This window comes from Streptomyces sp. NPDC050211 (assembly GCF_040656035.1).
Lineage (GTDB): Bacteria > Actinomycetota > Actinomycetes > Streptomycetales > Streptomycetaceae > Streptomyces.
Window position 1 is genome coordinate 78,727 of the sequence record NZ_JBFALC010000011.1, and the last position, 25,530, is coordinate 104,256.

The window sequence follows — 25,530 nt, forward strand, 5'->3', positions numbered from 1 at the left end:
CTTTCAGAGGAACTCGACGCAGCGCCCAGTCGGCGGCGTCCTTGGGCGCGCGGGCCGGGCGCCTGGGTCTGGCATGTGAGCTTCCTCTCCGTGCCCTGGTCACCGTGCGTATCGTTGGACTGCGCGGCCGCACTTGTGCGAGGGGCGGCCGGGGAGGAGCGCCACGATGACCGTCATTGAAGACAGGATCGCGATGGCCCAGAGCGACGACACGTACTGGCTCGACGAGATGTTCGAGCGGCTCGAGAAGATGCCCGTCCCCGAGGGATACAAGGTCGAGATCGTCGAGGGGACCATCTACATGTCGCCACAGCGGGACATCCACTGGGAGACCATTCGCGCGATCATCTGGGCGCTTGAGGACCGCTTCGGCAGGCGCGCGAAAGTGTTCTCGGACGTCCGCATCGACTTCCCCGGCCGTAAGAACGGTCTCGCCCCGGACGTGGCGAAACTGCGCGACGGTGCGGAGAAGAACTCCGAGGGCCGCTGGCGTTACGAGGACGTCGAGTTCATCGCCGAGGTCATCTCCACGGACACGGCCAAGAACGACTACGGCCCCAAGAAGACCGCATACGCCCTCGCCGAAGTCCCCGTCTACCTCATCGCCGACCCTTACACGGGCAAGTGCCACTTGTTCACCCAGCCCAAGGACGGCGACTACGTTAGCGACACGTCCGTTGCCTACGGCGGGGACGTCGACATGACCACCACGTTCCTCGGCCTCACCGTCAAGACCGACGAGTTTCCCCGCGACCGATGAGAGGCTGAGGGCATGGCCTTCATCCACCGCACCACCCTCAAGCCGACCAAGCTGGAACTGCTCACGACCTGGCTGCCCACCCGCCCTTGGTACGAAGGCGGCGCGGGCGCACCGGAGTTGACCAAGGCGGGCGGCTTCCGGCTGGACGACCCGGAGGGCGAGGTCGGCATCGAGTTCATGGTGGCCACCGACACCTCCGGCCCGCACCCCGCCTCCTACCTCGTGCCGCTCACCTACCGAGGCGCCCCGCTCGACGGCGCGGACCACGCCATCGTCGGCACGATGGAGCACGGCGTGCTGGGCAAGCGCTGGGCCTACGACGGCTGCCACGACCCCGTCCTGGTAGCCCAGCTGCTGGCCTTCATCGAAGGCCGCGTGCAGGCCCAGGCGCAGAGCATCAGCGACACCCCGGACCACGAGGTCGCCCGCTCCTACACGGGCCCCGCCCTCCCCTCCACCGCCACAGCCACCGACGACAAGGACGGCACCGAGCTCCGCCTCGCCGACGGAACGCTCCTCCAACTGCACCGACGCCTGCGGCCCGGCACGGAGGTGCCCGAGGGCGCGGTCGGCCACATCATCGGCGCCTGGGAGTTGCCGGACGGCACGCGGGTGCGGGCGCCGTTCGCCGTGCTCTGACCCCGCTCACGACCGGCGACTTCCCCCGGGACCGGACTCGCGCGGCTCCGCAGGAGCCATCAGGTGATCCTCCGCCCAGAACGCGAGCGCGGCGAGCGGGATGAGGAAGGCTCTGCCGCACGGTGCTCCCCGGCCCACCCGTCCGCTCCCAGTACGCCCTGACCGCATGCCGGGTGTCCGGTGCCTGCGAGCGGTGGGCAGCGGACACCCGGCCTTCGCGCCGAGTCGTCGGCGTGGGATGGATGTCAGCCCATGTGGACGGGTGTCGCCGATTCCTCGACGTGCTGCCTTCCGGCGTTGACGGCGAGGGCGGTGACGACGAGCCCGGCCAGGAACATCCCGGCCGCTGCCGCGAAGGCCACGGTGTAGCCGTGGGTCAGCGCGTCGCCCGCCCTGGCGACCAGGGCGAAGTCCTCGGTGGCCAGGCCCCGGTAGAGGGCTCCGGCGGCCTCGGGCAGCTTGTCGTCAGCGGCCGACGTGGAGATGGTGGACAGGACGGCGAGACCGAGCGCGCCACCGATCTGCTGGGCGGTGTTCAGCAGCGCCGAGGCGACGCCGGTGTCCGCGTGGGAGACACCGCTCACCGCACCGAGGGTCATCGGCACGAAGCTCATGCCGAGTCCCAGCGCGGTGACGAACATCGCCGGCATCAGATGCGCCGCATACGACGAGTCCGGCTCCAGTGTGGCGAACCAGAACATGCCGACGGCCGCCACCAGCAGCCCCGGCCCGGCAATCAGCCGGGGCGCGACATGCGTGACCAGCTTCGCGCTGATGCCGGCAGCCGCCGCCATCCCGAAGCTGAACGGCAGATACGCGAACCCGGTCCTGACCGGGCTGTAGCCAAGAATCAGCTGCATATACAGCGTCAGGAAGTAGAACGTGGCGAACATGCCGGCCCCGATGAACAGCATCGTGGCGTAACTCCCCCACCGATTACGGTCCTTGAACAACCGCAAGGGCATCATCGGATCGCCGGTCCGCGCCTGAAGCACCAGGAACACAACCAGCAGCACGGCCGCGACAGCGAAGGAGACGAGCGTGAGGCCGTTGCCCCACCCGTGCTCACCGCCGCGGGTGATGCCATAGACGAGGGCGATCAGCCCACCGGTACCGGTGATCGCACCGGGCACGTCCAAGCGCCCGGGGTGCCGTTCGGCCTCGACGAGATTCCGCGTCCCGGCCAGCACCACCAGTCCAATGGGAATGTTGACGTAGAACACCCAACGCCAGTCGAGCACATCGGTGAGCATGCCGCCGAGCAGCAGCCCGACGGTGGCGCCGACGCCGCCCATGGCCGCGTAGACACCCATGGCCGTATTACGCGACTTCCCGACGGGGAAGGTCGTGGTGATCAGCGCGAGCGCACTGGGCGCGGCCAGCGCGGCGCCGATGCCCTGAAGAATGCGGGCCCCAATGAGCAGCCCCTCATTGGGCGCGAGCCCGCCCAGCAGGGACGCGATGGTGAACACAGCGATACCGACCTGGAACATCCGCCGACGCCCGTACAGATCCCCGGCCTTGCCGCCGAACAGCAACAGACCACCGAAGGCGAGCGCATACGAATTCACCACCCACGCCAGATTCGAGTCCGACACACCAAGGTCGGTCTGGATGGCGGGCAGAGCGATATTCGTGATCGTGGCGTCGAGAATCACCATCAACTGCGCGGCGGCGATCACGAAGAGGGCGAGACCGAGATGTCGGCCTCCGGACGCGGGGCCGGACCCAGTGGTATCCGACCCCGTCGGGGCAGCGACAGCCGTGCTGTCAGCAGCAGACATGAAGAAACTCCAAGAGTGGGCTGGAAGCTTCTCCCCCGGTTCATGAAAGCGACTCCACGTTCAAGCCGACTTCCACAACGAGAGAGGAAATCGGGCGAACGGAATCGAATGAAGCGGGACGCCCACACATTTCCGAGACGGGGGCCGATATGGCTCAGCGCCTCGGAACGAGTTCGACCCTAACACCCACCGAACCCCGGTGGCGGCACGGAAATCCGGCCTTCCGATGTGGCAATTCTCGCCCTTGACGAAACACTTGAGGCTGTGGGCACGGCGCCGTGCAAATCACCTCACCGCCAGTTCCCACAGCAGCTCCCCTGCCACAAAAGGAACGTCCGCCGTAGGTACCGATCGCCAGCCCAGCGGCCAGGTGACCCCTGTCAACGCCGGTACGCCCACGTACGCCAGGATGCCGTCACCGCGCGTCAGCGCGCGCACGCCGGGCGGCCAGCGGTGCGCGGACGCGGTTTGCGGGGGCAACAGGAAGTACATGTTCCGTTCGCCGCTGAACTCCTGGACGACGGGGCCCGCGTCGAAGTCCGTGGCCGACATCAGCTCGTTGGCGATGCGTTCCCCTTCAGCTCCTCTGATGCGTACGGCGTCGAAGTGAATGCCGGCGTGACGGAGGGCGAGGCCGGAGGCGGGGATCCAGGTCGGGATCCAGGGGGCGGCGATTCTCTCGTTCATGCCGCAAATGGTTCCGGGTGCTCACATACTGTGACCAGCGGTTCGCAAGCGCGGTGCGGGGCTGTGCAGTTGGGGAGGTTCGTGTGCACGCGAGTGAACAGGGCTCGGGAAACCTGGAGATGTTCGGCTCGTTGTTGCGGTTCTATCGGGAGCGCGCCGGGATGACCCAGGAGGCTCTGGGCAAGTACGTCGGGTACTCCAAGTCCCAGGTGGCCATGGTGGAGCGGGGAGAGCGGCCACCCAAGGGCAAGCTCGTCGAGATCGCGGGCGAGGTGCTGGGTGCACAAGGTGCACTTCTGGCCGCGGGCAGGAAGCTGAAGGCGAGCCGGTTTCCGTCGTGGTTCGAGGACTACGCGGACCTGGAGGCGAAGGCGACCGCGATCTACATGTACGCGAACCATGTGATCCCGGGGTTGCTTCAGACCGAGGCGTACGCGCGGGCGACTTTCGAGGTCCATCGCCCGTCACTGGACGACGACGAGATCGAGGCCCGGCTCGCCGCCCGGCTGGACCGGCAGCGGGTGCTGGAGCGCAAACCCGCGCCGGTCGTCGCCTTCGTGCTGGAAGAGCACATCCTCAGGCGCCCACTCGGCGGCGAGCAGGTCCTCAAGGACCAACTGAGCCACATCCTCGCCATCGACCAGCGTCGCCACATCGAGATCCAGGTGATGCCGACCGACCGCCAGATCCACGCCGGGCTCGACGGACCCATGATCCTGCTTGAGGCCGACGACCCCGATCGCATCGCGTACGTCGAGGGCCCGAACAACGGCTACTTCGTCAGCCAACAGCCCGACCTGGGCCAGATGTTCGCACGATATGGCATTCTGCGGGCGCAGGCCCTCAACCCCGAGGAGTCGGCGCAGTTGATCAGCGAGGTGGCAGGCAGGCTATGAGCACGGACCTGGACTGGTTCAAGAGCAGCTACAGCAGCGGCCAGGGTGGCGAATGCGTCGAGGTCGCTCTGAGCTGGACCAAGTCGAGCTACAGCGGCGGCCAAGGCGGCGAGTGCATAGAAGTCGCATCCACCCCCACCACCATCCACATCCGCGACTCCAAGAACCCCACACCCCCCCACCTCGAAGTCGCCCCCACCACCTGGTCCGCCTTCCTCAACTCCCTGCTCTAGAACATCCCGTTGTCGTTCGCGGAGCTCGCCGGCACATCCTGGATCACATCCCAGTGCTCCACGATCTTCCCGTTCCGCACCCGGAACAGATCCACGATGGCTTGACCCCGCTCGCCCGGCGAGTTCACGTAGTGGCTGTGGACGGCCACCAAGTCGCCCTCGGCGATAACCCGCTTCGGCGTGACCTTCAGCTGCGGGAACGCCTCGAAGAACCCGCCGAGTCCCGCCTTCACACCGTCCACGCCATCCGCGATGTTCGGGTTGTGCTGGTGGTACTCCGGACCCCAGTACCGGTCGATCGCGGACAGATCCTTCCGCACGAGCAGCTGGTCGAACGCCTTGGTGACCAGCTTCTTGTTGTACGCGGTCAGCCACCGCGGCCCCGGCTGCTCCGTCCGCGGCCAACTCTCCGTGGAGAACATGTCGTTGCCGTTGACGGACGACTCCGGCACCTCCTGGCCCACATCCCAGTGCTCCGCGATCTTCCCGCCCTGGAACCGGAAGATGTCCACGACAGCCTGCCCTCGCGCACCGGGAGTCATCACGACGTTCGAGTGCACCAGCACGAGATCGCCCTCGGAGATGACCCGCTTGACGTCGTACTCGGCGTCCGGGAACTGCTGGTGGATCGCGACGCCGAGGTTCTTCAGCGTCTCCGCACCGTCCGGCGCCAGCGGGTTGTGCTGGATGTAGTCGGCGCGGACGTACCGGTCCACGACCTCCGTGTCGCCCTGCTCGAACACGCCCTTGAGGACGCGGACGGTGACGTACTTCTGGTAGGCGAGGCGGGCGGAATCGCCGTAGCCGGCGTGCCGACCGGAGGCAACCGGCGCAGACGCGACGGCCGGCACCGTGGCGGCGCCCAGAAGCGCGGCGGAGGCCAGCGCGGCGACGAGTGCCTTGCGGACAGGGGCGGTGGGGGGCATGGCGTCTCTTTCCGAGCAGGGAAATTGAAAGTTCAAGCTCACACTGCCCACAGGAAAGCACTAACCCCCAGTTAGTGTCAAGATCGCTTGCCTAGAGCGCACTCCACGCCGTTGGCTAGGAAGTTATGAAGTACACGCAGCTCGGACGCACGGGACTCAAGGTCAGCCAACTCGTCCTCGGCACCATGAACTTCGGTCCGCAGACGGACGAAGCGGACAGTCACGCGATCATGGACGCGGCGCTGGACGCGGGCATCAACTTCTTCGACACGGCGAACGTGTACGGCTGGGGCGAGAACAAGGGCCGTACCGAATCGATCATCGGCAACTGGTTCGCGAAGGGCGGCGAGCGGCGCGACAGGGTCGTGCTCGCCACCAAGGTGTACGGAAACATGGCGGCGGACGGCACCCCCGTCTGGCCCAACCACGACAAGCTGTCGGCGCTGAACATCCGCCGGGCGGTGGACGCGTCGCTCAAGCGGCTGCAGACGGACTACATCGACGTCTACCAGTTCCACCACATCGACCGCTCGACTCCCTTCGAGGAGATCTGGCAGGCCATCGACGTGCTGGTGCAGCAGGGGAAGATCCTCTACGTCGGCTCATCCAACTTCCCCGGCTACAAGATCGCCCAGGCCAATGAGGCAGCGGCCAGGCGCGCCGGCACCATCGGCCTCGTCAGCGAGCAGTGCCTCTACAACCTGGCCGAGCGCCGCTCCGAGATGGAGGTCATCCCGGCCGCGCAGGAGTACGGCCTCGGGGTCATCCCCTGGTCGCCGCTGCACGGCGGTGTGCTGGGCGGGGTCATCAAGAAGGAGGTCGAGGGCGGACGCCGGGCCAGTGGGCGGGCCGCGGACTACCTCGCCAACCCCGCCACCCGCGCGCAGATCCAGTCGTACGAGGACCTGCTCGAAAAGCACGGCGTCGAGCCGGGTGAGGCCGCTCTCGCCTGGCTGCTCACCCGTCCCGGCGTGACCGGCCCGATCGTCGGCCCGCGCACCGCGGAGCAGCTGGAGTCCGCGCTGCGGGCGGTCGAGCTGGAGCTGAGCGAGGAGCTGCTGTCCGGGCTGGACGAGATCTTCCCGGGCCCGGGTCCGTCGCCGGAGGCCTTCGCCTGGTAGCGCCGGAGGCGCGCGGCGGCGTTACTTTCCGAGCGCCGCCGCCAGCGCCACCATCACGAACATCAACACAAGCGCACCGGCCATGATCCGGTTCCGGGTTTTCGGCTTCACGTATCGAGCCTAACCGGCCCCTCCGAGCGGCCATCGGGCGACCACCTCGTAGCGCGGCTGCTCACCCGGTACGCCCGATTTCGGCAGATTGCTACGGACCAGCGCCAGTTCGTCCACCGTCCACGTCCTGCCGGTGAACCGGCCGAGGGCCTCGACATACGGCCGTACATCCACCGCGTCCCGGCTCCTCGCCACCGTCAGATGCGCCTTGTACCGGCGGTGCTCCCCCATCGGCACCCCCGCCTTCCGCGCGGCGGCCTCCGCCCGGTCCGCCAGCAGCCGCAGCGCGCCGAGGTCCCCCTCCGCCCCCACCCACAGCGCCCGCCCGCGCCCGAACTGCCCGCCGCCCCGGAGCGCCAGCGGGAAGCGGCCGGTGCGGTGCGCGGCCCGCTCCAGCCTCGCCGACAGATCCGCTACGAGGTCGTCGCCGACCTCCCCGTAGAACGCCATCGTGAAGTGCCACCCGGGCCGCCCGGTCCACCGCAGCCCGTCCGCCCCGGGCAGCTTCCGCAACGCGTCGATCTCGACGGCGAGTTCACGGACGACGTCGTCGGGGGGCAGCACGGCGGCGAAGAGTCTCACGGACGCCACTGTTCCAGGGAACGGATCATCCGGCGAGCTGTCTGTCTGCCACGGGCCTTCAGACGTCGACCTCGAGCTTGATGGTCAGCTCGGCGCGGCCGGTGACGCGCAGCGGAATGTGCGCCGCCGGGTTCAGTGAGTCGTTGACGGCCATCAAGGCGCCTCGGAGGTCGGCCGGGGCCGGCAGCGTGATCAGGTCCAGTCCGGCTTCCAGCACCTCACGGAGTCCCGGTGCCGCGCATGTGAAGTTCAGCAGGCGGTCGTGCGTCGCGTGGGAGATGTGCAGCTCGACGGTCTCGATGGCGTGGGCGGCGGCGAGGAACTCCTGGACGTCGCCCATGCCGACCAGCATGGCGGTGTCCAGGTCGATGTCCATCGACGGCAGCGCGAGCGAGGCGCGCAAGAAGCCCGGGTGCGCGTCGAGGTAGAGGGACGCTCCGTCGTCCTCGATCGCCTCACCCACGTCGTAGAGGTTCCGGCGCTGGTCCCGTGTCAGTTCGACCACGATGGCCGCTCGGCCGCCGAGCCCCATGTAGACGACCGAGCCGGCTTCGGCATGCGTACTGTGACTCGTGTGGACGTCCACCGGTCCGGTGCCGGCGGGAAAGCTCCGCCGGGTCTGCGCCGCCGTCTGGTCCGTGATGCTCGGGGCGATGATCGGGGGCAGCCGCCGGCCGCCGACCGTCAGTCCCAGACGCTGGAACGATCCCGTCACCGCTCCGGGATCGAACACGCTGACCGCTACGGGCGGCTGCTTCTGCCCCGCCTGCTCCTGCCCCGCCTGCTTCTTCTTCCGTCGCCACCACGTCATGCCCCGACCGTAAACACACCGCCCCGGGACGGGTCCCGGCCTCAACAGACCGGCGCCGTACGGGAGATCATGGGGCCATGGACAACGGGAGCACGATCAGCATCAGGGAAGGCGGACCCGGCGACATTCCCGCGATACTCGCCATGCTCGACAGCTGTGTCGAGTGGCTGGTCTCGCAGGGGCGCACGGGGCAGTGGGGAACGCAGCCGCTGTCGCAGAGCCCGAAGACGGTGGAGTCGGTGGCGCGTTACATGGACGAGGGCGACGTCTTCATCGCCGAGGTCGACGGCGAGCCGGCCGCCACCCTCACCCTCACCGACTCGCCCGGCCCCTACCTGGCCCACCTCCCGCCGACCGGCGAGCCCGAGCGGTACATCCACTGGCTCGCCTCCGACCGTCGCTTCAAGGGCCACGGCACGGGCAGCGCCCTGCTCGCACACGCCGCCGAGGTGACCCGCCGGGCGGGCATATCGCTGCTGCGGGTGGACTGCTACGCGGGCGACGACGGCAAGCTCGTCCGCTACTACGAGAGCCAGGGCTTCGTCCGTACCGAGACCTACGTGGGCAAGGGCGACTGGCCGGGGCAGGTGCTGGCGCGGAGGGTCCAGCCTCCGCGGGGCCGCGAGGGTGACCATCGCCACACGTGACGCGGTCACCGTGCGTATCGTTGTACTGCGCGGCTGTCCGTGACCGAGCGGCGGCCGGGGAGGAGCGCCACGATGACCGTCCTTGACGACAGGATCGAGATGGCCGAGAGCAGCGGCGAACTCACGCTCGACACGATGTTCGAGTGGCTGGAGAAGATGCCCGTCCCCGAGGGATACAAGACCGAGATCGTCGGGGGGCACATCTTCATGTCGCCACAGCGGGACACGCACTGGGACATCATTGCGGACATCTACGACCAACTGCGCACCAAGTATCCGCGCAAGCGCGTCAAGTCCGACGTCCGCATCGACTATCCCGGGCATCTCAACGGGTTCGCCACCGACGTGACGGCTCTCGCGGAGGACGCCCAGAAGGACGACAAGGGCCGCTGGCAATACAAGGATGTCGAGTTCGTCGCCGAAGTCATCTCCAAGGACACCGCCGCCAACGACTACGGCCCCAAGAAGACCGCCTACGCCCTCGCCGAAGTACCGGTGTATCTGATCGTGAACCCGTACACCGCGGAGTGGCACCTGCACACGCTCCCGAAGGACGGCGAGTACCACGGCGAGGTCAGCTTCAGCTTCGACGACGAGATCGACCTGACCGGGACAGTCGTCGGCCTGGTCCTCAAAACCGACGAGTTCCCCCGCGACTGACCCGCCACCCCTCCTACGCCACCGTCGCCATCTCCTCCCGCCGCTCCCTCGGCACGAAGCGGACCACCGGATGCCCGTGGTTCCAGCGCACCGACAGCCGCAGGCCGCCCGCGCGGGCGAGGATCAGGCCGATCACCGTCGCCGCCGTCGCGGCGATCGTGCCGCCGACCGCGAAGCCGACGCGCGCGCCGTAGGTGTCCGTGATCCAGCCGACGATGGGTGCGCCGACGGGTGAGCCGCCGAGGAAGACCATCATGTAGAGGGACAGGACGCGGCCGCGCATGGCGGGGTCGGTCGCCATCTGGATGCTGGTGTTGGCGGTGACGTTGACCGTCATCGCGGCGATGCCTATCGGGGCCATGAGCAGGGCGAACAGCCAGAGGGAGGGGGCCAGCGAGGCCACCACTTCCAGTGCGCCGAAGGCCACGGCCGCCGCGATCAGGACGCTCATCTTCGCCGTTCCCCGGCGTGCCGCGAGCAGGGCGCCCGCCACCGAGCCGACGGCCATCAGCGTGTTGAAGAGGCTGTAGGAGCCGGCGCCCGCGTGGAAGATGTCGTCGGCGAAGGCCGACAGATAGACCGGGAAGTTGAAGGCGAACGTGCCGACGAAGCCGACGAGGACGATCGGCCAGAGCAGTTCGGGGCGCCCGGCGACATACCGCAGACCTTCACGCATCTGTCCCTTGCCGCGCGGAGCGCGCTCGACGACGTACAGCTCACGCGCCCGCATCAGCAGCAGACCGACGATGGGGGCGACGAAGGACAGGCCGTTGAAGAGGAACGCCCAGCCGGTGCCGACGCCGGTGATCAGGACGCCCGCGACGGCGGGGCCGATGAGGCGGGCGGACTGGAAGTTGGCGGAGTTCAGGCTGACGGCGTTCTGGAGCTGATCGGGGCCGACCATCTCGGAGACGAAGGACTGCCGGGCCGGGTTGTCGAGGACGGTGGCGAGGCCGACCGCGAAGGCGGCTACGTAGACGTGCCAGACCTCGACGTGTCCGGTGATCGTGAGGAACGCGAGCGCCAGGCCCGTCAGGCCCATCGCCGTCTGGGTGACCAGCAGGGTCGGGCGCTTGGGGAGGCGGTCGACGAGGACGCCGCCGTACAGGCCGAACAGCAGCATCGGGAGGAACTGCAAGGCAGTCGTTATGCCTACGGCCGTGGAGGAGCCGGTGAGGCTGAGTACCAGCCAGTCCTGGGCGATGCGCTGCATCCAGGTGCCGGTGTTGGAGACGACCTGGCCCATGAAGAAGAGGCGGTAGTTCCGGACCTTCAGCGAGCTGAACATCGAGGACTTGCGCTCGACGGGGTCGTCGGGGGTGGTGTCGGGGGTGGTCGGTGCGGGTGCGGAGTCTGCTCCGGGTCCCGTACTCAACAGCGTTCGCCTCCTTGGACGGTGGGGTTACAGATGTGCGAGCTTCTCCAGCACGGGGGCGGCGGCGCGCAGTTTCGCCCACTCGTCCTCGTCGAGGCCCTCGACCAGGGAGGCCAGGAACGCGTTGCGCTTGCGGCGGCTCTCCTCGAGCATCGTCACGGCCTCCTCGGTCTGTGTGACGACCTTCTGGCGCCGGTCCTCGGGGTGCGGCTCCAGCCGGACCAGCCCCTTGGCTTCGAGCAGCGCGACGATGCGGGTCATCGAGGGCGGCTGCACATGCTCCTTACGGGCGAGCTCCCCCGGGGTGGCCGTGCCGCAGCGGGCGAGGGTGCCGAGCACCGACATCTCGGTGGGGCTCAGCGATTCGTCGACCCGCTGGTGCTTGAGCCGACGGGACAGCCGCATCACGGCAGATCGCAGGGAGTTCACGGCGGCAGCGTCGTCGCCATGGCTAAGGTCCGACATCTCTTTAGCGTAACTCATTACTCTCCCTAAAGACCACTACGGCGCGCACGATTGCCCGTGACCCGGGCCACTGAACCCTCAGATCACCCATCCGGGTGAGTTGGTTCCGAAAAGTGACGCGGTACTCGCTTCGGTCCGGCAACCCTCGTACGCATGGGGACCAGCGTGCTCAGCCTGCGGATAGACGGGGAGCTGCTCGAACGGCTCCGGGACCGTGCGGCGAAGAGGGGAATGAGCGTCCAGGACTATGTGATCCGGACGCTCGTCCGGGACGACTTCGACGAACGGTTCCAGGCCGCCGTCGAGGAGACGGAGCGGTTCTACGGGGTCACGTGACTCACGTGACTCAGGTCAGACCCAGCGCCGGCATCAGGTAGTAGAACGCGAACACCGCCGAGACGACGTACATCGCGACCGGGATCTCCTTGCCGCGGCCGGCCGCCAGGCGCAGCACGACGAAGGTGATGAAGCCCATGCCGATGCCGTTGGTGATCGAGTAGGTGAACGGCATCATCAGCATCGTCACGAAGGCCGGGATCGCGACCGTGTAGTCCGCCCAGTCGATCTCCTTGACCGAGCCGGCCAGGATCAGGAAGCCGACCGTGAGCAGGGCCGGAGTGGCCGCCTGCGACGGGACCATCGTGGCGACGGGCGTCAGGAACAGGGCTACGGCGAACAGCGCGCCGGTGACGACATTCGCGAAGCCGGTGCGGGCGCCCTCGCCGACGCCGGCCGTGGACTCCACGAAGCAGGTGGTGGCCGAGGAGGAACTGGCGCCGCCCGCGGCGACCGCAATGCCGTCGACGAAGAGCACCTTGTTGATGCCGGGCATATGGCCCTGGGCGTCGGTCAGCTTGGCCTCGTCGCTGACGCCCATGATCGTGCCCATCGCGTCGAAGAACGTCGACAGCAGGACCGTGAAGACGAAGAGGGTGCCGGTCAGGACGCCGACCTTGGAGAACCCGCCGAACAGGCTGACCTCGCCGATCAGACCGAAGTCGGGGGTGGCCACCGGGTTGCCCGGCCAGGTCGGGGTGGTCAGGCCCCAGGAGGGGATGTCGGCGACCGCGTTGATGATGACGGCCAGCACCGTCATCGCGACGATCGAGATCAGGATCGCGCCGGACACCTTGCGCACGATCAGCGCCAGCGTGAGCAGCGTGCCGAGGATGAAGATCAGCACCGGCCAGCCGGTGAGGTGACCGTCGCCGCCCAGCTGGAGCGGGACGGTGGTCTGCGCGGCGTCCGGGATGCGGGAGACGAAACCGGAGTCGACCAGGCCGATCAGCATGATGAACAGGCCGATACCGATGGAGATGGCCTTGCGGAGGCTGTAGGGCACGGCGTTCATGACCCGCTCCCGCAGGCCCGTGACCACCAGCAGCATCACGATGAAACCGGCCAGCACCACCATGCCCATCGCGTCCGGCCACGCCATCCGCGGGGCGAGCTGGAGCGCGACGACGGAGTTCACGCCGAGGCCGGCGGCGAGCGCGATCGGTACGTTGCCGATGACGCCCATGAGCAGCGTGGTGAACGCCGCCGTCACGACGGTCGCGGTGACCAGCTGGCCGCCCGCGAGCTGGTTGCCGTACACGTCCTTCGCGCTGCCGAGGATGATCGGGTTCAGCACGATGATGTAGGCCATCGCGAAGAAGGTGGCGATACCGCCGCGGATCTCGCGCGGCAGCGTGCTGCCCCGCTCGGAGATCTTGAAGTAGCGGTCGAGTGCGCCGTAGGCGGGCCCGGCAGACATGTATTTGGCGGTTCCTACGAAGAGAAATGGACAGGCACAAACCGTTTCAGTATGAACGTATAAGGCTCGGGTCGGCCATCTCCGCGCGTAGACAAAGCCCTCCCCTCAGACACCCGATCGCCTCGTAAGCTGTCCCCCATGGCGAAGTGGACCCCAACACACGAGGCGCCGGAGCCCCTGGAGGGCCCCGTGGTCGGCACCATCACGGGCGGCACGATCCTCTGGTTCGTCCTCTTCCTGGCGCAGCTGCCCTTCTACGGCTGGTTCGACGACCACGGCCGCACCTGGTGGGTGTGGACCTGCCTGGCCGGCGGCGGGCTCGGACTGATCGGTATCTGGTACGTCCGCAGGCGCGATGCCGCACTCAAGCGAGCGGCCCTCGAGCAGCCCAAGGAAACGAGCGGCGAACCCCAGTCGTCCTGATGTGTCCGCGCCCTACAACCAGGGCACGACACCCCTCCTCCCCAAGTCGGAACTTCCGCGCACTCAGCGGGTGAAGGCGTAAATCCGCACGTACCGTCGAATGCATGACGCATATCGACGCGGGCGCCGAACTCGAATCCGCGCACCCGATACCCACCGACGTGGCAGTGACCGGGCTCACCGCCACCGAGGTGGCCGAGCGGGTCGCGCGCGGGGAGGTCAACGACGTCCCGGTGCGCAGCAGCCGGTCCACCGTCGACATCGTCCGCGCCAACGTCTTCACCCGGTTCAACGCGATCATCGGCGTGCTGTGGGTGATCATGCTGTTCGTCGCGCCGATCCAGGACAGCCTGTTCGGCTTCGTGATCCTCGCCAACACCGGCATCGGCATCATCCAGGAGTGGCGGGCGAAGAAGACCCTCGACTCCCTGGCGGTGATCGGCGAGGCCCGGCCGACCGTACGGCGGGACGGGGTGGCCGTCGAGGTCAGTACCTCGGACATCGTCCTCGACGACCTGATCGAGATCGGGCCGGGTGACAAGGCCGTCGTCGACGGGGTGTGCGTCGAGGCCGACGGTCTGGAGATCGACGAGTCACTGCTCACCGGTGAGGCCGATCCCGTCGTCAAGCAGCCCGGGGACCAGGTGATGTCCGGCAGCTTCGTGGTCGCGGGCGGCGGCGCGTTCAAGGCGACCAAGGTGGGCCGCGAGGCCTACGCCGCCCAGCTCGCCGAGGAGGCCTCCCGCTTCACGCTGGTCCACTCCGAGCTGCGCACCGGCATCTCCACGATCCTCAAGTACGTGACGTGGATGATGGCGCCGGCCGCGATCGGCCTGATCATCACCCAGCTGGTCGTCAAGGACAACGACTTCAAGGACTCCGTCGCCCGCACCGTCGGCGGCATCGTCCCGATGGTCCCCGAGGGCCTGGTCCTGCTCACCTCGGTCGCCTTCGCGATCGGCGTGATCCGTCTTGGCCGGAAACAGTGCCTCGTCCAGGAACTCCCCGCCATCGAGGGCCTCGCCCGCGTCGACACGGTCTGCCTCGACAAGACGGGCACCCTCACCGAGGGCGGCATGGACGTCAGCGAGCTGAGGCCCCTCCAGGGCGCCGACGACACGTACATACGACAGGTGCTGGGCGCCCTCGGTGAGTCCGACCCCCGCCCGAACGCCTCCCTCCAGGCCATCATCGACGCCTACCCGGACGCCGACGAATGGCGCTGCACCGAGTCCCTCCCCTTCTCCTCCGCCCGCAAGTACAGCGGCGCCTCCTTCAGCGAGGGCAACGGCGAGTCCAGCACCTGGCTCCTCGGCGCCCCGGACGTCCTCCTCGCCGACGACGACCCCACGCTCGCCGAGACGGACCGGCTCAACGAGCAGGGTCTACGAGTCCTGCTGCTGGCCCGCGTCACCCGCGACCTCGACGACCCCGAGGTCGCCCGGGGCGCCAGCCCCACCGCCCTGGTCGTGCTGGAGCAGCGGCTGCGCCCGGACGCCGCCGACACCCTGCGCTACTTCGAGGAGCAGAACGTCCGGCCCAAGGTCATCTCCGGCGACAACGCGGTGTCCGTCGGCGCGGTCGCCAGCAAGCTGGGCCTGTCCGGTACGACGGTCGACGCCCGCCGGCTTCCCTCCGACAAGGACGGCATGGCGGACGCCCTCGACGAGGGCACCGTGTTCGGGCGGGTCACCCCGCAGCAGAAGCGGGACATGGTCGGCGCGCTGCAGTCCAAGGGGCACACGGTCGCGATGACCGGCGACGGCGTCAACGACGTACTCGCCCTGAAGGACGCCGACATCGGCGTGTCCATGGGGTCGGGCTCGGAGGCCACGAAAGCCGTCGCCCAGATCGTGCTGCTGAACAACAGCTTCGCCACGCTGCCGTCGGTGGTGGCGGAGGGCCGGCGGGTCATCGGCAACATCACGCGCGTCGCGACGCTGTTCCTGGTCAAGACGGTCTATTCGGTGCTACTGGCGATTCTGGTGGTGTGCTCGCAGGTCGAATACCCGTTCCTACCGCGCCACTTGACCCTGCTGTCCACGCTGACCATCGGCGTCCCGGCGTTCTTCCTCGCCCTCGCGCCCAACAAGGAACGGGCAAGGCCCCATTTCGTGCGGCGGGTGATGCGGTACTCGATCCCGGGCGGGGTCCTGGCCGGACTGGCGACCTTCGCGACGTACCTGATAGCCCGCAGCTACTACACCGGCGAAGGCTCGTTGGAAGCGGAGACGAGCGCGGCGACTCTGACGCTGTTCCTGATCTCCATGTGGGTCCTGGCGATCGTCGCCCGCCCCTACACCTGGTGGCGGATCCTCCTGGTCGCCGCCATGGGCTTCGGCTTCCTGGTCGTGCTGGTCGTCCCCTGGCTCCAGGAGTTCTTCGCGCTGAAGCTGGTCGGGGTGACGATGCCGTGGATGGCGGTGGGGATTGCGGTGGTGGCGGCGGTCGCCCTGGAGGTGCTTTGGAGGTGGGTCGACCGCCGCTTTCCCGTCTAGCGGTAATGCCGTGACTTACTGCACGTCGACGTAGTCACCGGCGACCGTCGTCGGCGCCGTGGTCGCCGTGCCCGCGAAGGTGAAGCGGTAGTAGCCGTCCGTGGCGGCGGTGACCGTCGTCTTCAGGGCGCCCGTCGAGGTCGACGTGATGCCCTTGACGTTGGTGTAGTTGGTGGTGCCCGCCTTGCGGAACTGCAGCACGACCTTCTGGGTGCTGTAGCCGGCGTAGGTGTTGGTGTCCCAGTTGGCGCGGGACAGCTTGCCGGTGACGGTGATGGTCCTGCCCTTCAGCACCGGCTCCGGCGCGGCGTTGACCGTCAGCTTGGCGGCGCGGAGGACCTTGCGGGTGCCCAGGTCGCCCTGCCACTTGGTGTCCTCGTCGGCGGTGACGGCGAGACCGCCCGCCTTCCAGGTGCCGGCCTCGGAGCTCGACAGGTCGCCGTCGGCCGGGCGGATGTTGATCACGGCCGAGCAGTTGAGGACCGTCGACGAGGCGGCGGTGCAGGTGCCCGGGTCGTCGCTGATGATGACGTTGGTCGCCGACTCCACCGAGGAACCGCGGTAGATGAAGGGACCGCTGGCGAAGTTGTCGGCGCTGGTGTCGAGGTCGGCGGCGTGGGTCAAGGTGTACGTGACCGGCACGGCGACCTGGGCCGTGGTGCCGACGACGATCGACTTGCCCTTGTTGACCTGCATGTTGGAGAAGGTGACGTCGAGCTCGGCGGCGGTGGCCGCAGTGCCGGCAGAGCTCAGGGGGAGCCTGTCGGAGGAGGGCGCGTCGGCGGCCTGGGCGGCCGGGACGACGAGAGCGGAGAGGGCGAGGGCGCCGGTGACGGCGGCCACGGTGGCACGGATGCGCATGAACTTCCTCAGGTGGGTCGAGCAAAGGTGGGGAGAGTGCCCGACCCGGGGCACGGGCCCCGGGTCGGCGACGAACGCTTCTCGGGGGCCGCTTACTTCACGTCGACGAAGTCGCCGGCGACGGTGACCGGCGCCATGGCCGTGGTGCCCTTGAACTGGAAGCGGTAGTAGCCGTCGAGGGACGCCTTGACGGTGGTCACGAGCTTGCCCGTCGTCCTGGTCTTGATGCCCTTGACGTTCGTGTAGTTGGTGGTGCCCTTCTTGCGGAACTGCAGCACCACCGACTGGTTGCCGTAACCGACGTACCTGCTGTTGTCCCAGTTGGCGTGGGCCAGCTTGCCGGTGATGGTGATGGTCTTGCCCTTCTTCACCGGCTCCGGCGCGGCGTCGACCGTCAGTTGGGACTGACGCAGGAACCTGAAGGAGTTCGTCGGGTCCTTCACCACGACGCCGATGTTGTCCGGGTCCTCCGGCTCGTCGGGGTCCTCGCCGTTGTACGCGACCGCGAACGCGGCCGCCTTCCAGGAGGCGGCGTCGTCGTTGAACAGGTAGAACGGGTCGATCGCGACGGTGGCCTTGCAGGAGGCGACGGTCGCGGACGAGTCCGTGCAAGTGGCGTCGGTGCTCGTGAAGTCGGAGACGGAGTCACCGAACGACGCGCCGCGGTACAGCTGGACGGCCGCGACGAAGTCGGCGGCGTGGATGTCGACGTTCGCACCATGGGTCAGCGTGAAGGACACCGGCACCTTGACGGTGGCGGTGGTGCCGACGGTGATGTCCTTGCCGCTGTTCACCTTCACGTTGGAGAAGGAGGCGTCCAGGACGTACGCCGCGGCCGTGGCGAACGCCGACGTGTCGTCGGACGCGGTGTCGAGGGCGGCGGCCACGTTCGCGGGGACCTTCGGCTCGGCGGCCGTCGCGACCGGAGCGGCGACGGCGGAGAGGGCCAGGGCGCCGGTGACGGCGGCCACGGTGGCTCGAATACGCATGCGTTCCCCAAGTGGAGAAAGGGGGCCCCGGCGCTGGTCGTTCCCGACGGCTCGTCGTCGGCACGGGGCCCAAATGATCACGGAGTCTGTTGACTCACGTGATCAGATCTGTGGCGGAGGGGAATGGTTGTACGGATGGTGCGAAATTTGTGCGGGAAATATCAAGATTCCCCTCCGCATCCCCCTCCGCCACAGGGTCGGGCTTAGCGCACGCCGACGTAGTCGCCGGTCGCGGTGACCTTCCCGGTGCTGGAGATGCCCGCGAAGCTGAAGCGATGGTGACCGTCGACGGTCGCCTTCGTGGTCGTCTTCACAGCGCCGCCGGTGGTGGAGTTGACGCCCTTCACGGTGGTGTACGCGCTGGCGTCCGTGCCACGGAACTGCAGCTGCAGCGCCTGGCCGCTGAGGCCGACGTACGTGCCCCTCTCCCAGTCGGCGCGGGTCAGCTTGCCGGAGACGGTGATGGTCTGGCCCGCGTTCACCGGCTCGGGCGCGGCGTCGGCGGTCAGCTTGGCGAGGCGCTGGACCTTGTGGGTCTTGAAGAAGTCGTTCTCGTAGGTCTCGCCTTCATTGGGCCAGACGTACGCGCTGACGTGCCAGGTACCGGCCAGCGCGTTGGCGTACAGCTCGCCGATGTAGTCATCGTGCAGACCGGGCATGGCCGTGATGGTCTGCTTGCAGTTCGACGTCGTCTCGCTGATCGGCGTGCAGTTGGCCACTTCCTCGTTCGGCGGGAGGTAGCCGTCGACGTTCTCGACATCCGAGCCGTGCCAGAGGTCCATGTAGGCGTCCAGGATGCCGCTGGGGTGGCTGGCGGTCAGGGACACCTCGAAGGTCCTGACGGTCGTGGTGCCGAAGACGAGCGCCTTGCCGGCGTTGACGGTCACGTTGGACACCTCGGGCGCGGCCTGGGCGGCGAAACCGGACCTGGCCGAGGAGGCCCCGAAGCGCTCCTGAGCGCTCGGCTTGTCGATGCTCACGCCCTGGCCGTCGGCCTGCGCGGCCGGCACGGCAAGGGCGGACAGGGCCAGGGCGCCGGAAAGGGCAGCCACAGTGGCTCGAATACGCATGCGTTCCCCACGTCGTATGCGGACCCCGACGCCGGTCGTTCCTCACGGCTCGTCGTCGGCGCGGGGGCCCAAGTGATGGTGGAGTCTGTTGACTCCGGTGAGGAGATCCGCGGCGGTGGTGAAAGGTTGTACGGATGCGGTGAATTGTGTTCGCGAACTCACCGTCAGTGAATGGAAGTTGACGGGACAGCCAATCTCAGTCGAACCACCGATCCCGAGCCAGCTCCGCCGTCCGTGAAGGATCCTCCAGCAGCGCCGCCACCTCGAACCGCCTCGGCCACTGCCGGGCCGCCCAGGCCAGCCCCGCGGCCACGCCCTCCAGGGTCGCGGCATGCAGCACACCGTCAGTCGTCAGCCGCCAGTCGATCTCCACCCCGTCCACGACGAGTTCCTCGTGCTCGACGTACGACTCCGGCGTTCGCGGGCCCAACAGCACCCGCACCGACTCCGGTACGGCGTGCTCCGTGCCCTCGGAGTCCACCGAACCCGTCACGGACTCGCTCAGTCGCCGGACTTGGAACAGCTCGGCCAGTTCGGCGGCGCGGGAGGGGCGGACGGGGAGCAGGGGGACGCCTTCCGTGAAGGGGAGCAGGTCGGGGGAGTCGACGACCACGGCGTCGGCCGCGTCCACGACGACCACGTCGCCGTCCACCACGGCCCGCAAGTCGTCCGGCAGGGTCACCTGCTCGGGGTCGAGGTCGGCCAACGCGCTGTAGAGGGCGTGCAGTTGGGCGTCGGTGACCTCGCGGTCGGGGTCGGCGAGGCGGTCCAGCAGCTCGGCGGCGCCGCCCGGCTCGTCGAGCAGTGCGGACACCGACGTCCGTACGCCCAGCGCCCGCAGTACCTGCTCGTCCTCGAACCCGGTCGCGTCGGCCTCCTCGTACAGGCCGCGGAGGAGGGGGTCGCCGCCCGCCGCCAGCAGACCGGCCGGGCGGCGGCCGTCCAGGACCGGGTTTCCGCGCAGCCACCATGCGGTGTAGGGACGTACGACCTCATGGGTGCCGTCCGGGAGGAGGATCCGGACCGGCTGGACGATCGCGTCACGCAAGGGGGGTTGCGAGAGGAGCGCCAGCGCCTGGGGCCAGCGGTCGTCGTCGATCAAGTCCAGGTCGCGTACGGCTACCAGCTCCGTGGCGACCGGCGGGACCGGCGTGTCCGGGAAGCGGTCCAGGATGTCCTCGCACCAGACGTCCACGGCGTCCAGCAGTCCCGCGTCGTCGGGCTCGGCGAAGTCACCCTCGCGCGGCTCCAGTTCGTCCGGGTCCAGCACCACGTCCGTGGCCCGTACGAGTGCGAAGCCGGCCAGTACCCCGCAGGCCGCCAGCGGCTGCTCGCCCCACTTCTCGGCCAGCTCGGCGTCCACGGTGGCGAGTTCGCCCTCCCGCATGACCTGGTGGAAGGGACTGCCGGGGAAGACGAGTTCACCGGCGGGCACCGACTCCCCCTCCTCGTCCGGCAATGCCAGCGCGCCGAGCCATGGCTCGTCACCGGGCTCCAGCCCCGCGTCCCGGACGAGGGCGAGGACGGTGTCGGCCAGCTCCTCGGCGTCGAGCGTGGCGTCCTCCTCCCAGGAGATCCCGCCGTCCTCGTCCAGGGAGGCGGCGACGGCGGCCCGTACCTGAGGGGTGGTGAGCACGGCGCGCGGGGTCGCGGGGAGCGCGCCCAGCTTCTCCAGGAGCGGATGCGCGCCGTCCGGGTGGGCGACCTTGAGGCCGAGCCGGGCGAGCATCTCCGGGTCGATACGGGAGGCGTCCGGGGTGGGGAGCAGGACCTGCCGGGGGCCGATCGTCGTACGGCCGTCGGCAAGCGGCACGGGCAGGCCGGAGAGGCGATCCGGGTCGACGCCCGCGAGGCTGTCGTAGAGCCGCCGCCACCAGTCCGGCTCCTTCTCCAGCCCGGCGAGGCGGTCGATCGCGTCGGTCAGCGGAACCCGCGCGACGCCCAACGTCCGCAGCTCCACCCGCCGTTCGAGCCCGGCGGGCAGCAGCGTGGGCAGCACCTCGGCCAGCACCCGCACGGTGTCGGCACCGGCGCCCTCGACGATCTCGGCTTCCCGGGGGCGCAGGGAATCGGGCAGCTCCTCGTCATCGCCCTCGGCGGCCGGGGGCAGGAAGGACGTCCGGGGCAGGCGCTGGAGGATCGCCTGGCGCAGCGCACCGTCCAGCTCGCCCTTGCCGAGCGGCCCGGGGACGAGGCCGATGATGCCGGTGCTCACGGGGCGCCAGTCGGCGAGCAGCTCGGCGTACGCGTCCGCGGCCTGCTCCACGAGGAAGTCGGTCAGCGGGCCGGGGGCCGCGTGCCGCCGGGTCGTGTCGAGGGGGAAGGAGGCGATGAGCAGGGCGGGGACGCCGAGGGGCTCGTCGCTGGGGGTGGGGGCGTGGACGACGGCGCTGGTGCGCGGGCGGGCCGGGGAGCCGTCGCTGTCGACCGGGACGGCCCAGGTGACGGACCAGTGCGGGCGCAGGCGCTCTTCGGTGGGCCGGTCGGCGAGCAGTTCGGGCGCGAGCGGTCCGTGCCCGGCGACCGTACGCCACCGGGTCGTGCCCTCCCTGGAGTCCTCTACGACCGTCAGGGCGCCCTCGGTGCGGCGGCGCAGGGTGCGGACGTCCTCGGTCTCGATCACGACCTCTTCGAGGCCGGGCAGGGCGAGGAGGAGGGCGTCGTCGACGGCGTGCAGCAGGCGCTCGGCGAGGTCGGCGGCGGCCGTGTCGCGCAAGGGCAGGATGACGACGGTGTCGTACGGGTCGGGGGCGGTGCCCTCGGCGGCGAACGGGAGGCGGAGGAGCGGGACGTGGCCGTCGCGCCGGCGGATCTCGTCCCCGAGGCCGGGACTGTGCCGTGCGGTCTCCGCGGACAGCTCACGTGCCTCGGCGAGGGACCAGCGGACGCCGCCGTGCCGGCCGACGACCGCGGGCTCGTCGGTGACGGCGAGGACGGCGGCGAAACCGACGCCGAAGCGGCCGATCGCCGTTTCCGCGGTCTCGCGCTTGGCGGAGGCGCGAAGGGTGGCGAGGGACTCGACACCGGCCGCGTCGAGGGGGGCGCCGGTGTTGGCGGCGAACAGGACGCCGTCGCGGAGGGTGAGCCGGAGCCGTCCGGGTACGCCTGCCCTGGCCGCGGCGTCGGCGGCGTTCTGAGCGAGCTCGACGACCAGACGGTCCCGGTAGCCGCCGAGGACGAGATCTTCCTCGGCGTTGGCGTCCTCACGGAACCGGGCCGGGCTGGTCGCCCACGCGTCCAGCACTCCGCGCCGCAGACGAGCCGTCCCGAAGGGGTCCGCGCCTTCGGCGGCCGGCCGCACGAACTTGCTCACGATCACTCTCCTCATCGGCGTGAGGATGAAGGTATCGCGCTGAGGAGGCGTGTTGTCCCGCTGGGACTTTCTGCGGGACTACGAGTGTCCCAACTCCACGGACTCCTCGTCCGCCGCGACCGGCACCGATCCGGAATCCGGGGAGGGCCGCAGCGGGAAGGGGTCCACTCGGGTCTCGTCGATGACCGGCGGGGCCGGCCGTGGCGGCTTCGGCATGACCGCTGCCTCGGAGTGGCCGCCGCAGCCGTAGGCGAGGGACACGACGTGGCCGTCCGCCGGTGAGAACTCGTTCGCGCACACCCCGAAGGCCTGTCCCATCGCGCCACCGATCGGCGCAAGGAAGCCGCAGCTCACGCAGGACGCCGGTGCCGCCTGGGCCATCGCGGTCTTGGGGCCGTACGCGTCCTCCCAGCGGTCAGCTGCGACGTGCAGGCCGTAGCGGGACAGGACGCGGGCCCGGCGCATGCCGAGTTCCTCCGCGACCGACGCGATCGAGCCGCGCGAGGGCGTCACGGAGAAGTTCGCCGGCGGGCCCGCCGTCACCTCCGCGTCCTCCGCCTCGACCAGCTCGGCCATCTCGTGCGACAGGACGGAGTTGGGCGGCGGCTCGTCCTCGCCGGTGTAGCCGGGCTCCAGACGCAGATCCTCGGCGTCGGTGGGGAGCAGATCGCCGGGGCCCATGTCGCCGGGGCGCAGCCGCTCGCTCCACGGCACCCACTCGGGGGCCAGCAGCGCGTCGGGGCCGGGGAGCAGCACCACCTCGTCCAGCGTGACGAACTTGGCGCGGGAGGCGCGGGCCACCGTCACGGCCCAGCGCCAGCCGCGGTAGCCGAGCTCCTTGCACTCGAAGAAGTGCGTGACGACACGGTCGCCCTCCGACACCAGCCCCGCGTGCTCGCCGACGACGCCGGGCGCGGCGGCCTCCTCGGCGGCGGAGCGGGCGAGGTCGACGGCCTCGGCACACAGGCGGTCGGGGGTGCGGCTTCGCGTGGTCGCTGCGCTCACTGGTATCGCTTCTCTCCTACGCCAGTCTCTCGGGTGCGCCTTTGCCTGAAGGCGGTCGGGCGGAACGGAGCGGACCATGGGGCCGCGTCGACGTCCGCGCCCGATCGTGCTCGGGCGCACCTGCTCCATCCATTCTGCGGGATGACCGAGAGGCGCGCGGCCGAGAACGTTCGCCACGACGCGCTACGCACGCTACCTGTTCGCTGGCGCTGGGCCTACACCGACGTGGGTTTCCGTGGGCTGTTGAGGCTCGGTCGTGTTTGATGCGCCTTCTGACGTGCCATGTCCTGCCGTCTGGCGGGTGCTGCGTCGCTGTGGCTGGTCGCGCAGTTCCCCGCGCCCCTGACGGGGCGCTGCAGAGACCGAAACTATGCAAAAGTGCGGCGCTTCCGTGCCGTAACCGCACTACCCGTGGCCATCTCGGGGCACTATGGCGGAATGGCAGGTGCAAGGACGCCCCACGGTGCCACCCGTGTCGGTGGGATCAAGGGGAGCCGACGGAACGGGACGGGCCGGGTGGGTGGGTCGCTGCGTTCGGTGGGGCGAGCTCTGCACTTCCCGGTGACGGGGGCTGCTCGCGGTATCCGGAAGGCCACCCATGCGCAGGGCGCCGGGGAGTCCGGCCTCGGGAAGCTGATCGAGCTCCACGGGGTGAACGGCGCCGGGGACATGATGATCACCGTCGCGCTTGCCTCCACCGTCTTCTTCTCCGTCCCCACCGACGAGGCCCGCGGGCGGGTCGCGCTGTACCTCGGTATCACCATGGCGCCGTTCACGCTGCTGGCCCCCGTGATCGGCCCGCTCCTCGACCGCATCCCGCACGGCCGCCGTGCGGCGATGGCGATGGCGATGCTGGCCAGGGCGCTGCTGGCGCTGATCCTGGCCGGTGCCGTCAGTTCCGGCTCCATCGAGCTGTACCCGGCGGCGCTGGGCGTGCTGGTCGCGTCCAAGGCGTACGGCGTGGTCAGAAGTGCCGTCGTGCCCCGGCTCCTGCCACCCCGTTTCTCGCTGGTGAAAGCCAACTCGCGGGTCACCCTCGGCGGGCTCCTCGCCACCGGTGTGGCCGCGCCGATCGGGGCCGGGCTGCAGTCCGTCGGGGATCGCTGGCCGCTCTACGGCGCCTTCGTGATCTTCGTCGCCGGTACGATCCTCTCCTTCTCGCTGCCGCCGAAGGTCGACTCGGCGAAGGGTGAGGACACCGCGCTGCTCGCGGCCGACGAGGAGCATCTGCACGGCCCGCACCGCAAGCCCGTCAAGCGTCCCGGGCTGCGCACCGTCGGCATCGCCGTCACCCACGCCCTCGGCGCCAACGCCGCTCTGCGCTGTCTCTCCGGCTTCCTGATCTTCTTCCTGGCGTTCCTGCTGCGCGAGCATCCGCTGACCGGTGAGAGCGCGGCGGTGTCGCTGGGCATAGTGGCGGTCTCGGCGGGCGCGGGCAACGCGATCGGTACGGCGGTCGGGGCATGGCTCAGATCACGCGCACCGGAGATCATCATCGTGACGGTGGTGGCGTTCGTGCTCGGTGCGGCGATCGCCGCGGCGATCTTCTTCGGGGCGGCGATGGTGGCTGTTCTGGCGGCCTCCGCCGGGTTCGCGCAGGCGCTGGCCAAGCTGTCCCTGGACGCGCTGATCCAGCGGGACGTACCGGAGACGGTCCGCACCTCCGCCTTCGCCCGCTCCGAGACGCTGCTCCAGGTGTCGTGGGTGTTCGGCGGCGCGGTCGGCATCGTCCTCCCCCTCGAGGGCGGCTTCGGCCTCTCGGTGGCCGCCGCGATCGTCGCCACCGGCTGGCTGACCACGGTCCGCGGCCTGCTCAAGTCGGCCCGGCAGGGCGGCTCACCAAGGACACGCGTGGAGTGACTGGAGCGCCCCGTAAGGGGCGCGGGGCTGTATCGATATGTGGCTCCGCCGCGTGGGC

The 25,530-nt window shown here is 69.3% G+C and carries 24 protein-coding genes; 11 read left to right on the forward strand and 13 right to left on the reverse strand.

Features of this window, described 5'->3' with window-relative positions; all coding sequences use genetic code 11:
* Positions 1 to 166: 166 nt before the first annotated feature.
* Together AB0I98_RS14265 and AB0I98_RS14270 are read left to right on the forward strand one after the other, a co-directional pair.
* Complete coding sequence (locus AB0I98_RS14265; RefSeq protein ID WP_362940344.1) at positions 167 to 760, forward strand: Uma2 family endonuclease; 594 nt, start codon at positions 167 to 169, stop codon at positions 758 to 760.
* 12 nt (positions 761 to 772) lie between these two features.
* Positions 773 to 1,399: a 1,4-alpha-glucan branching protein gene (locus AB0I98_RS14270; protein WP_362940347.1), complete on the forward strand. Its 627-nt coding sequence runs from the start codon at positions 773 to 775 to the stop codon at positions 1,397 to 1,399.
* Between the two features lie 245 nt (positions 1,400 to 1,644).
* On the opposite strand, the gene AB0I98_RS14275 is transcribed toward AB0I98_RS14270, so the two are convergent.
* Positions 1,645 to 3,183, reverse strand: coding sequence for an MFS transporter (locus AB0I98_RS14275; RefSeq protein ID WP_362940350.1), 1,539 nt, complete (start codon positions 3,181 to 3,183; stop codon positions 1,645 to 1,647).
* 285 nt (positions 3,184 to 3,468) lie between these two features.
* Positions 3,469 to 3,870 carry a hypothetical protein gene (locus AB0I98_RS14280; RefSeq protein WP_362940353.1) on the reverse strand — a complete coding sequence of 134 codons (402 nt, stop codon included), beginning with the start codon at positions 3,868 to 3,870 and terminating at the stop codon, positions 3,469 to 3,471.
* An 83-nt stretch (positions 3,871 to 3,953) separates the two neighbouring features.
* Here AB0I98_RS14280 and AB0I98_RS14285 point away from each other — a divergent pair, with 83 nt between their 5' ends.
* Together AB0I98_RS14285 and AB0I98_RS14290 are read left to right on the forward strand one after the other, a co-directional pair.
* The gene (locus AB0I98_RS14285) at positions 3,954 to 4,766 is read left to right on the forward strand and encodes a helix-turn-helix transcriptional regulator (protein WP_362940356.1); all 813 of its coding nucleotides are present in this window, start codon (positions 3,954 to 3,956) and stop codon (positions 4,764 to 4,766) included.
* A complete protein-coding gene (locus tag AB0I98_RS14290) occupies positions 4,763 to 4,999 on the forward strand; it encodes a DUF397 domain-containing protein (protein ID WP_362940358.1) in 237 nt (78 codons plus the stop codon). The genes AB0I98_RS14285 and AB0I98_RS14290 overlap by 4 nt, the downstream gene beginning before the upstream one ends.
* Here the strand turns inward: AB0I98_RS14290 and AB0I98_RS14295 are convergent.
* A complete protein-coding gene (locus tag AB0I98_RS14295; protein WP_362940361.1) occupies positions 4,996 to 5,925 on the reverse strand; it encodes a nuclear transport factor 2 family protein in 930 nt (309 codons plus the stop codon). The genes AB0I98_RS14290 and AB0I98_RS14295 overlap by 4 nt on opposite strands.
* Before the next feature lie 125 nt (positions 5,926 to 6,050).
* On the opposite strand from AB0I98_RS14295, the gene AB0I98_RS14300 reads away from it, so the two are divergent.
* Complete coding sequence (locus AB0I98_RS14300; RefSeq protein ID WP_362940364.1) at positions 6,051 to 7,046, forward strand: aldo/keto reductase; 996 nt, start codon at positions 6,051 to 6,053, stop codon at positions 7,044 to 7,046.
* A gap of 120 nt (positions 7,047 to 7,166) precedes the next feature.
* On the opposite strand, the gene thpR is transcribed toward AB0I98_RS14300, so the two are convergent.
* Both thpR and AB0I98_RS14310 read right to left on the reverse strand, forming a co-directional pair.
* Entirely contained in the window at positions 7,167 to 7,739 is a 573-nt protein-coding gene (gene thpR / locus AB0I98_RS14305) for an RNA 2',3'-cyclic phosphodiesterase (protein ID WP_362940367.1), read from the reverse strand.
* Positions 7,740 to 7,797: 58 nt separating this feature from the next.
* Positions 7,798 to 8,550: a hypothetical protein gene (locus AB0I98_RS14310; RefSeq protein WP_362940370.1), complete on the reverse strand. Its 753-nt coding sequence runs from the start codon at positions 8,548 to 8,550 to the stop codon at positions 7,798 to 7,800.
* Positions 8,551 to 8,627: 77 nt separating this feature from the next.
* Here AB0I98_RS14310 and AB0I98_RS14315 point away from each other — a divergent pair, with 77 nt between their 5' ends.
* A complete protein-coding gene (locus AB0I98_RS14315; RefSeq protein ID WP_362940373.1) occupies positions 8,628 to 9,197 on the forward strand; it encodes a GNAT family N-acetyltransferase in 570 nt (189 codons plus the stop codon).
* A 72-nt stretch (positions 9,198 to 9,269) separates the two neighbouring features.
* Positions 9,270 to 9,857, forward strand: coding sequence for a Uma2 family endonuclease (locus AB0I98_RS14320; protein WP_362940376.1), 588 nt, complete (start codon positions 9,270 to 9,272; stop codon positions 9,855 to 9,857).
* Between the two features lie 13 nt (positions 9,858 to 9,870).
* Here AB0I98_RS14320 and AB0I98_RS14325 read toward each other — a convergent pair whose 3' ends face one another.
* Together AB0I98_RS14325 and AB0I98_RS14330 are read right to left on the reverse strand one after the other, a co-directional pair.
* Positions 9,871 to 11,232 (reverse strand): MFS transporter, encoded by a 1,362-nt coding sequence (locus tag AB0I98_RS14325; RefSeq protein ID WP_362940379.1) that lies wholly within the window; start codon positions 11,230 to 11,232, stop codon positions 9,871 to 9,873.
* Positions 11,233 to 11,259: 27 nt separating this feature from the next.
* A complete protein-coding gene (locus AB0I98_RS14330) occupies positions 11,260 to 11,697 on the reverse strand; it encodes a MarR family transcriptional regulator (RefSeq protein ID WP_210582160.1) in 438 nt (145 codons plus the stop codon).
* A 153-nt stretch (positions 11,698 to 11,850) separates the two neighbouring features.
* On the opposite strand from AB0I98_RS14330, the gene AB0I98_RS14335 reads away from it, so the two are divergent.
* Entirely contained in the window at positions 11,851 to 12,033 is a 183-nt protein-coding gene (locus AB0I98_RS14335) for a ribbon-helix-helix protein, CopG family (RefSeq protein ID WP_362940382.1), read from the forward strand.
* A 10-nt stretch (positions 12,034 to 12,043) separates the two neighbouring features.
* Here AB0I98_RS14335 and AB0I98_RS14340 read toward each other — a convergent pair whose 3' ends face one another.
* Positions 12,044 to 13,453, reverse strand: coding sequence for an NCS2 family permease (locus tag AB0I98_RS14340; protein WP_362940384.1), 1,410 nt, complete (start codon positions 13,451 to 13,453; stop codon positions 12,044 to 12,046).
* 138 nt (positions 13,454 to 13,591) lie between these two features.
* Here AB0I98_RS14340 and AB0I98_RS14345 point away from each other — a divergent pair, with 138 nt between their 5' ends.
* Both AB0I98_RS14345 and AB0I98_RS14350 read left to right on the forward strand, forming a co-directional pair.
* On the forward strand, positions 13,592 to 13,876 hold the full coding sequence (locus AB0I98_RS14345) for a DUF2530 domain-containing protein (RefSeq protein ID WP_362940387.1): 285 nt from the start codon (positions 13,592 to 13,594) through the stop codon (positions 13,874 to 13,876).
* 104 nt (positions 13,877 to 13,980) lie between these two features.
* Complete coding sequence (locus AB0I98_RS14350) at positions 13,981 to 16,374, forward strand: cation-translocating P-type ATPase (RefSeq protein ID WP_362940390.1); 2,394 nt, start codon at positions 13,981 to 13,983, stop codon at positions 16,372 to 16,374.
* Positions 16,375 to 16,389: 15 nt separating this feature from the next.
* Here the strand turns inward: AB0I98_RS14350 and AB0I98_RS14355 are convergent, their stop codons facing one another.
* The 5 genes from AB0I98_RS14355 to AB0I98_RS14375 form a co-directional block, all read right to left on the reverse strand.
* Positions 16,390 to 17,235: a hypothetical protein gene (locus AB0I98_RS14355; RefSeq protein WP_362940393.1), complete on the reverse strand. Its 846-nt coding sequence runs from the start codon at positions 17,233 to 17,235 to the stop codon at positions 16,390 to 16,392.
* A gap of 92 nt (positions 17,236 to 17,327) precedes the next feature.
* A complete protein-coding gene (locus AB0I98_RS14360; protein ID WP_362940396.1) occupies positions 17,328 to 18,224 on the reverse strand; it encodes a hypothetical protein in 897 nt (298 codons plus the stop codon).
* Between the two features lie 203 nt (positions 18,225 to 18,427).
* On the reverse strand, positions 18,428 to 19,276 hold the full coding sequence (locus AB0I98_RS14365) for a calcium-binding protein (RefSeq protein WP_362940399.1): 849 nt from the start codon (positions 19,274 to 19,276) through the stop codon (positions 18,428 to 18,430).
* 214 nt (positions 19,277 to 19,490) lie between these two features.
* Positions 19,491 to 22,607, reverse strand: coding sequence for a molecular chaperone Hsp90 (locus tag AB0I98_RS14370; RefSeq protein ID WP_362940402.1), 3,117 nt, complete (start codon positions 22,605 to 22,607; stop codon positions 19,491 to 19,493).
* A gap of 78 nt (positions 22,608 to 22,685) precedes the next feature.
* Positions 22,686 to 23,612 carry a DUF3027 domain-containing protein gene (locus AB0I98_RS14375; RefSeq protein ID WP_362940405.1) on the reverse strand — a complete coding sequence of 309 codons (927 nt, stop codon included), beginning with the start codon at positions 23,610 to 23,612 and terminating at the stop codon, positions 22,686 to 22,688.
* Positions 23,613 to 24,050: 438 nt separating this feature from the next.
* Here AB0I98_RS14375 and AB0I98_RS14380 point away from each other — a divergent pair, with 438 nt between their 5' ends.
* Entirely contained in the window at positions 24,051 to 25,472 is a 1,422-nt protein-coding gene (locus AB0I98_RS14380; RefSeq protein ID WP_362940408.1) for an MFS transporter, read from the forward strand.
* The last annotated feature ends 58 nt before the right edge of the window (positions 25,473 to 25,530 follow it).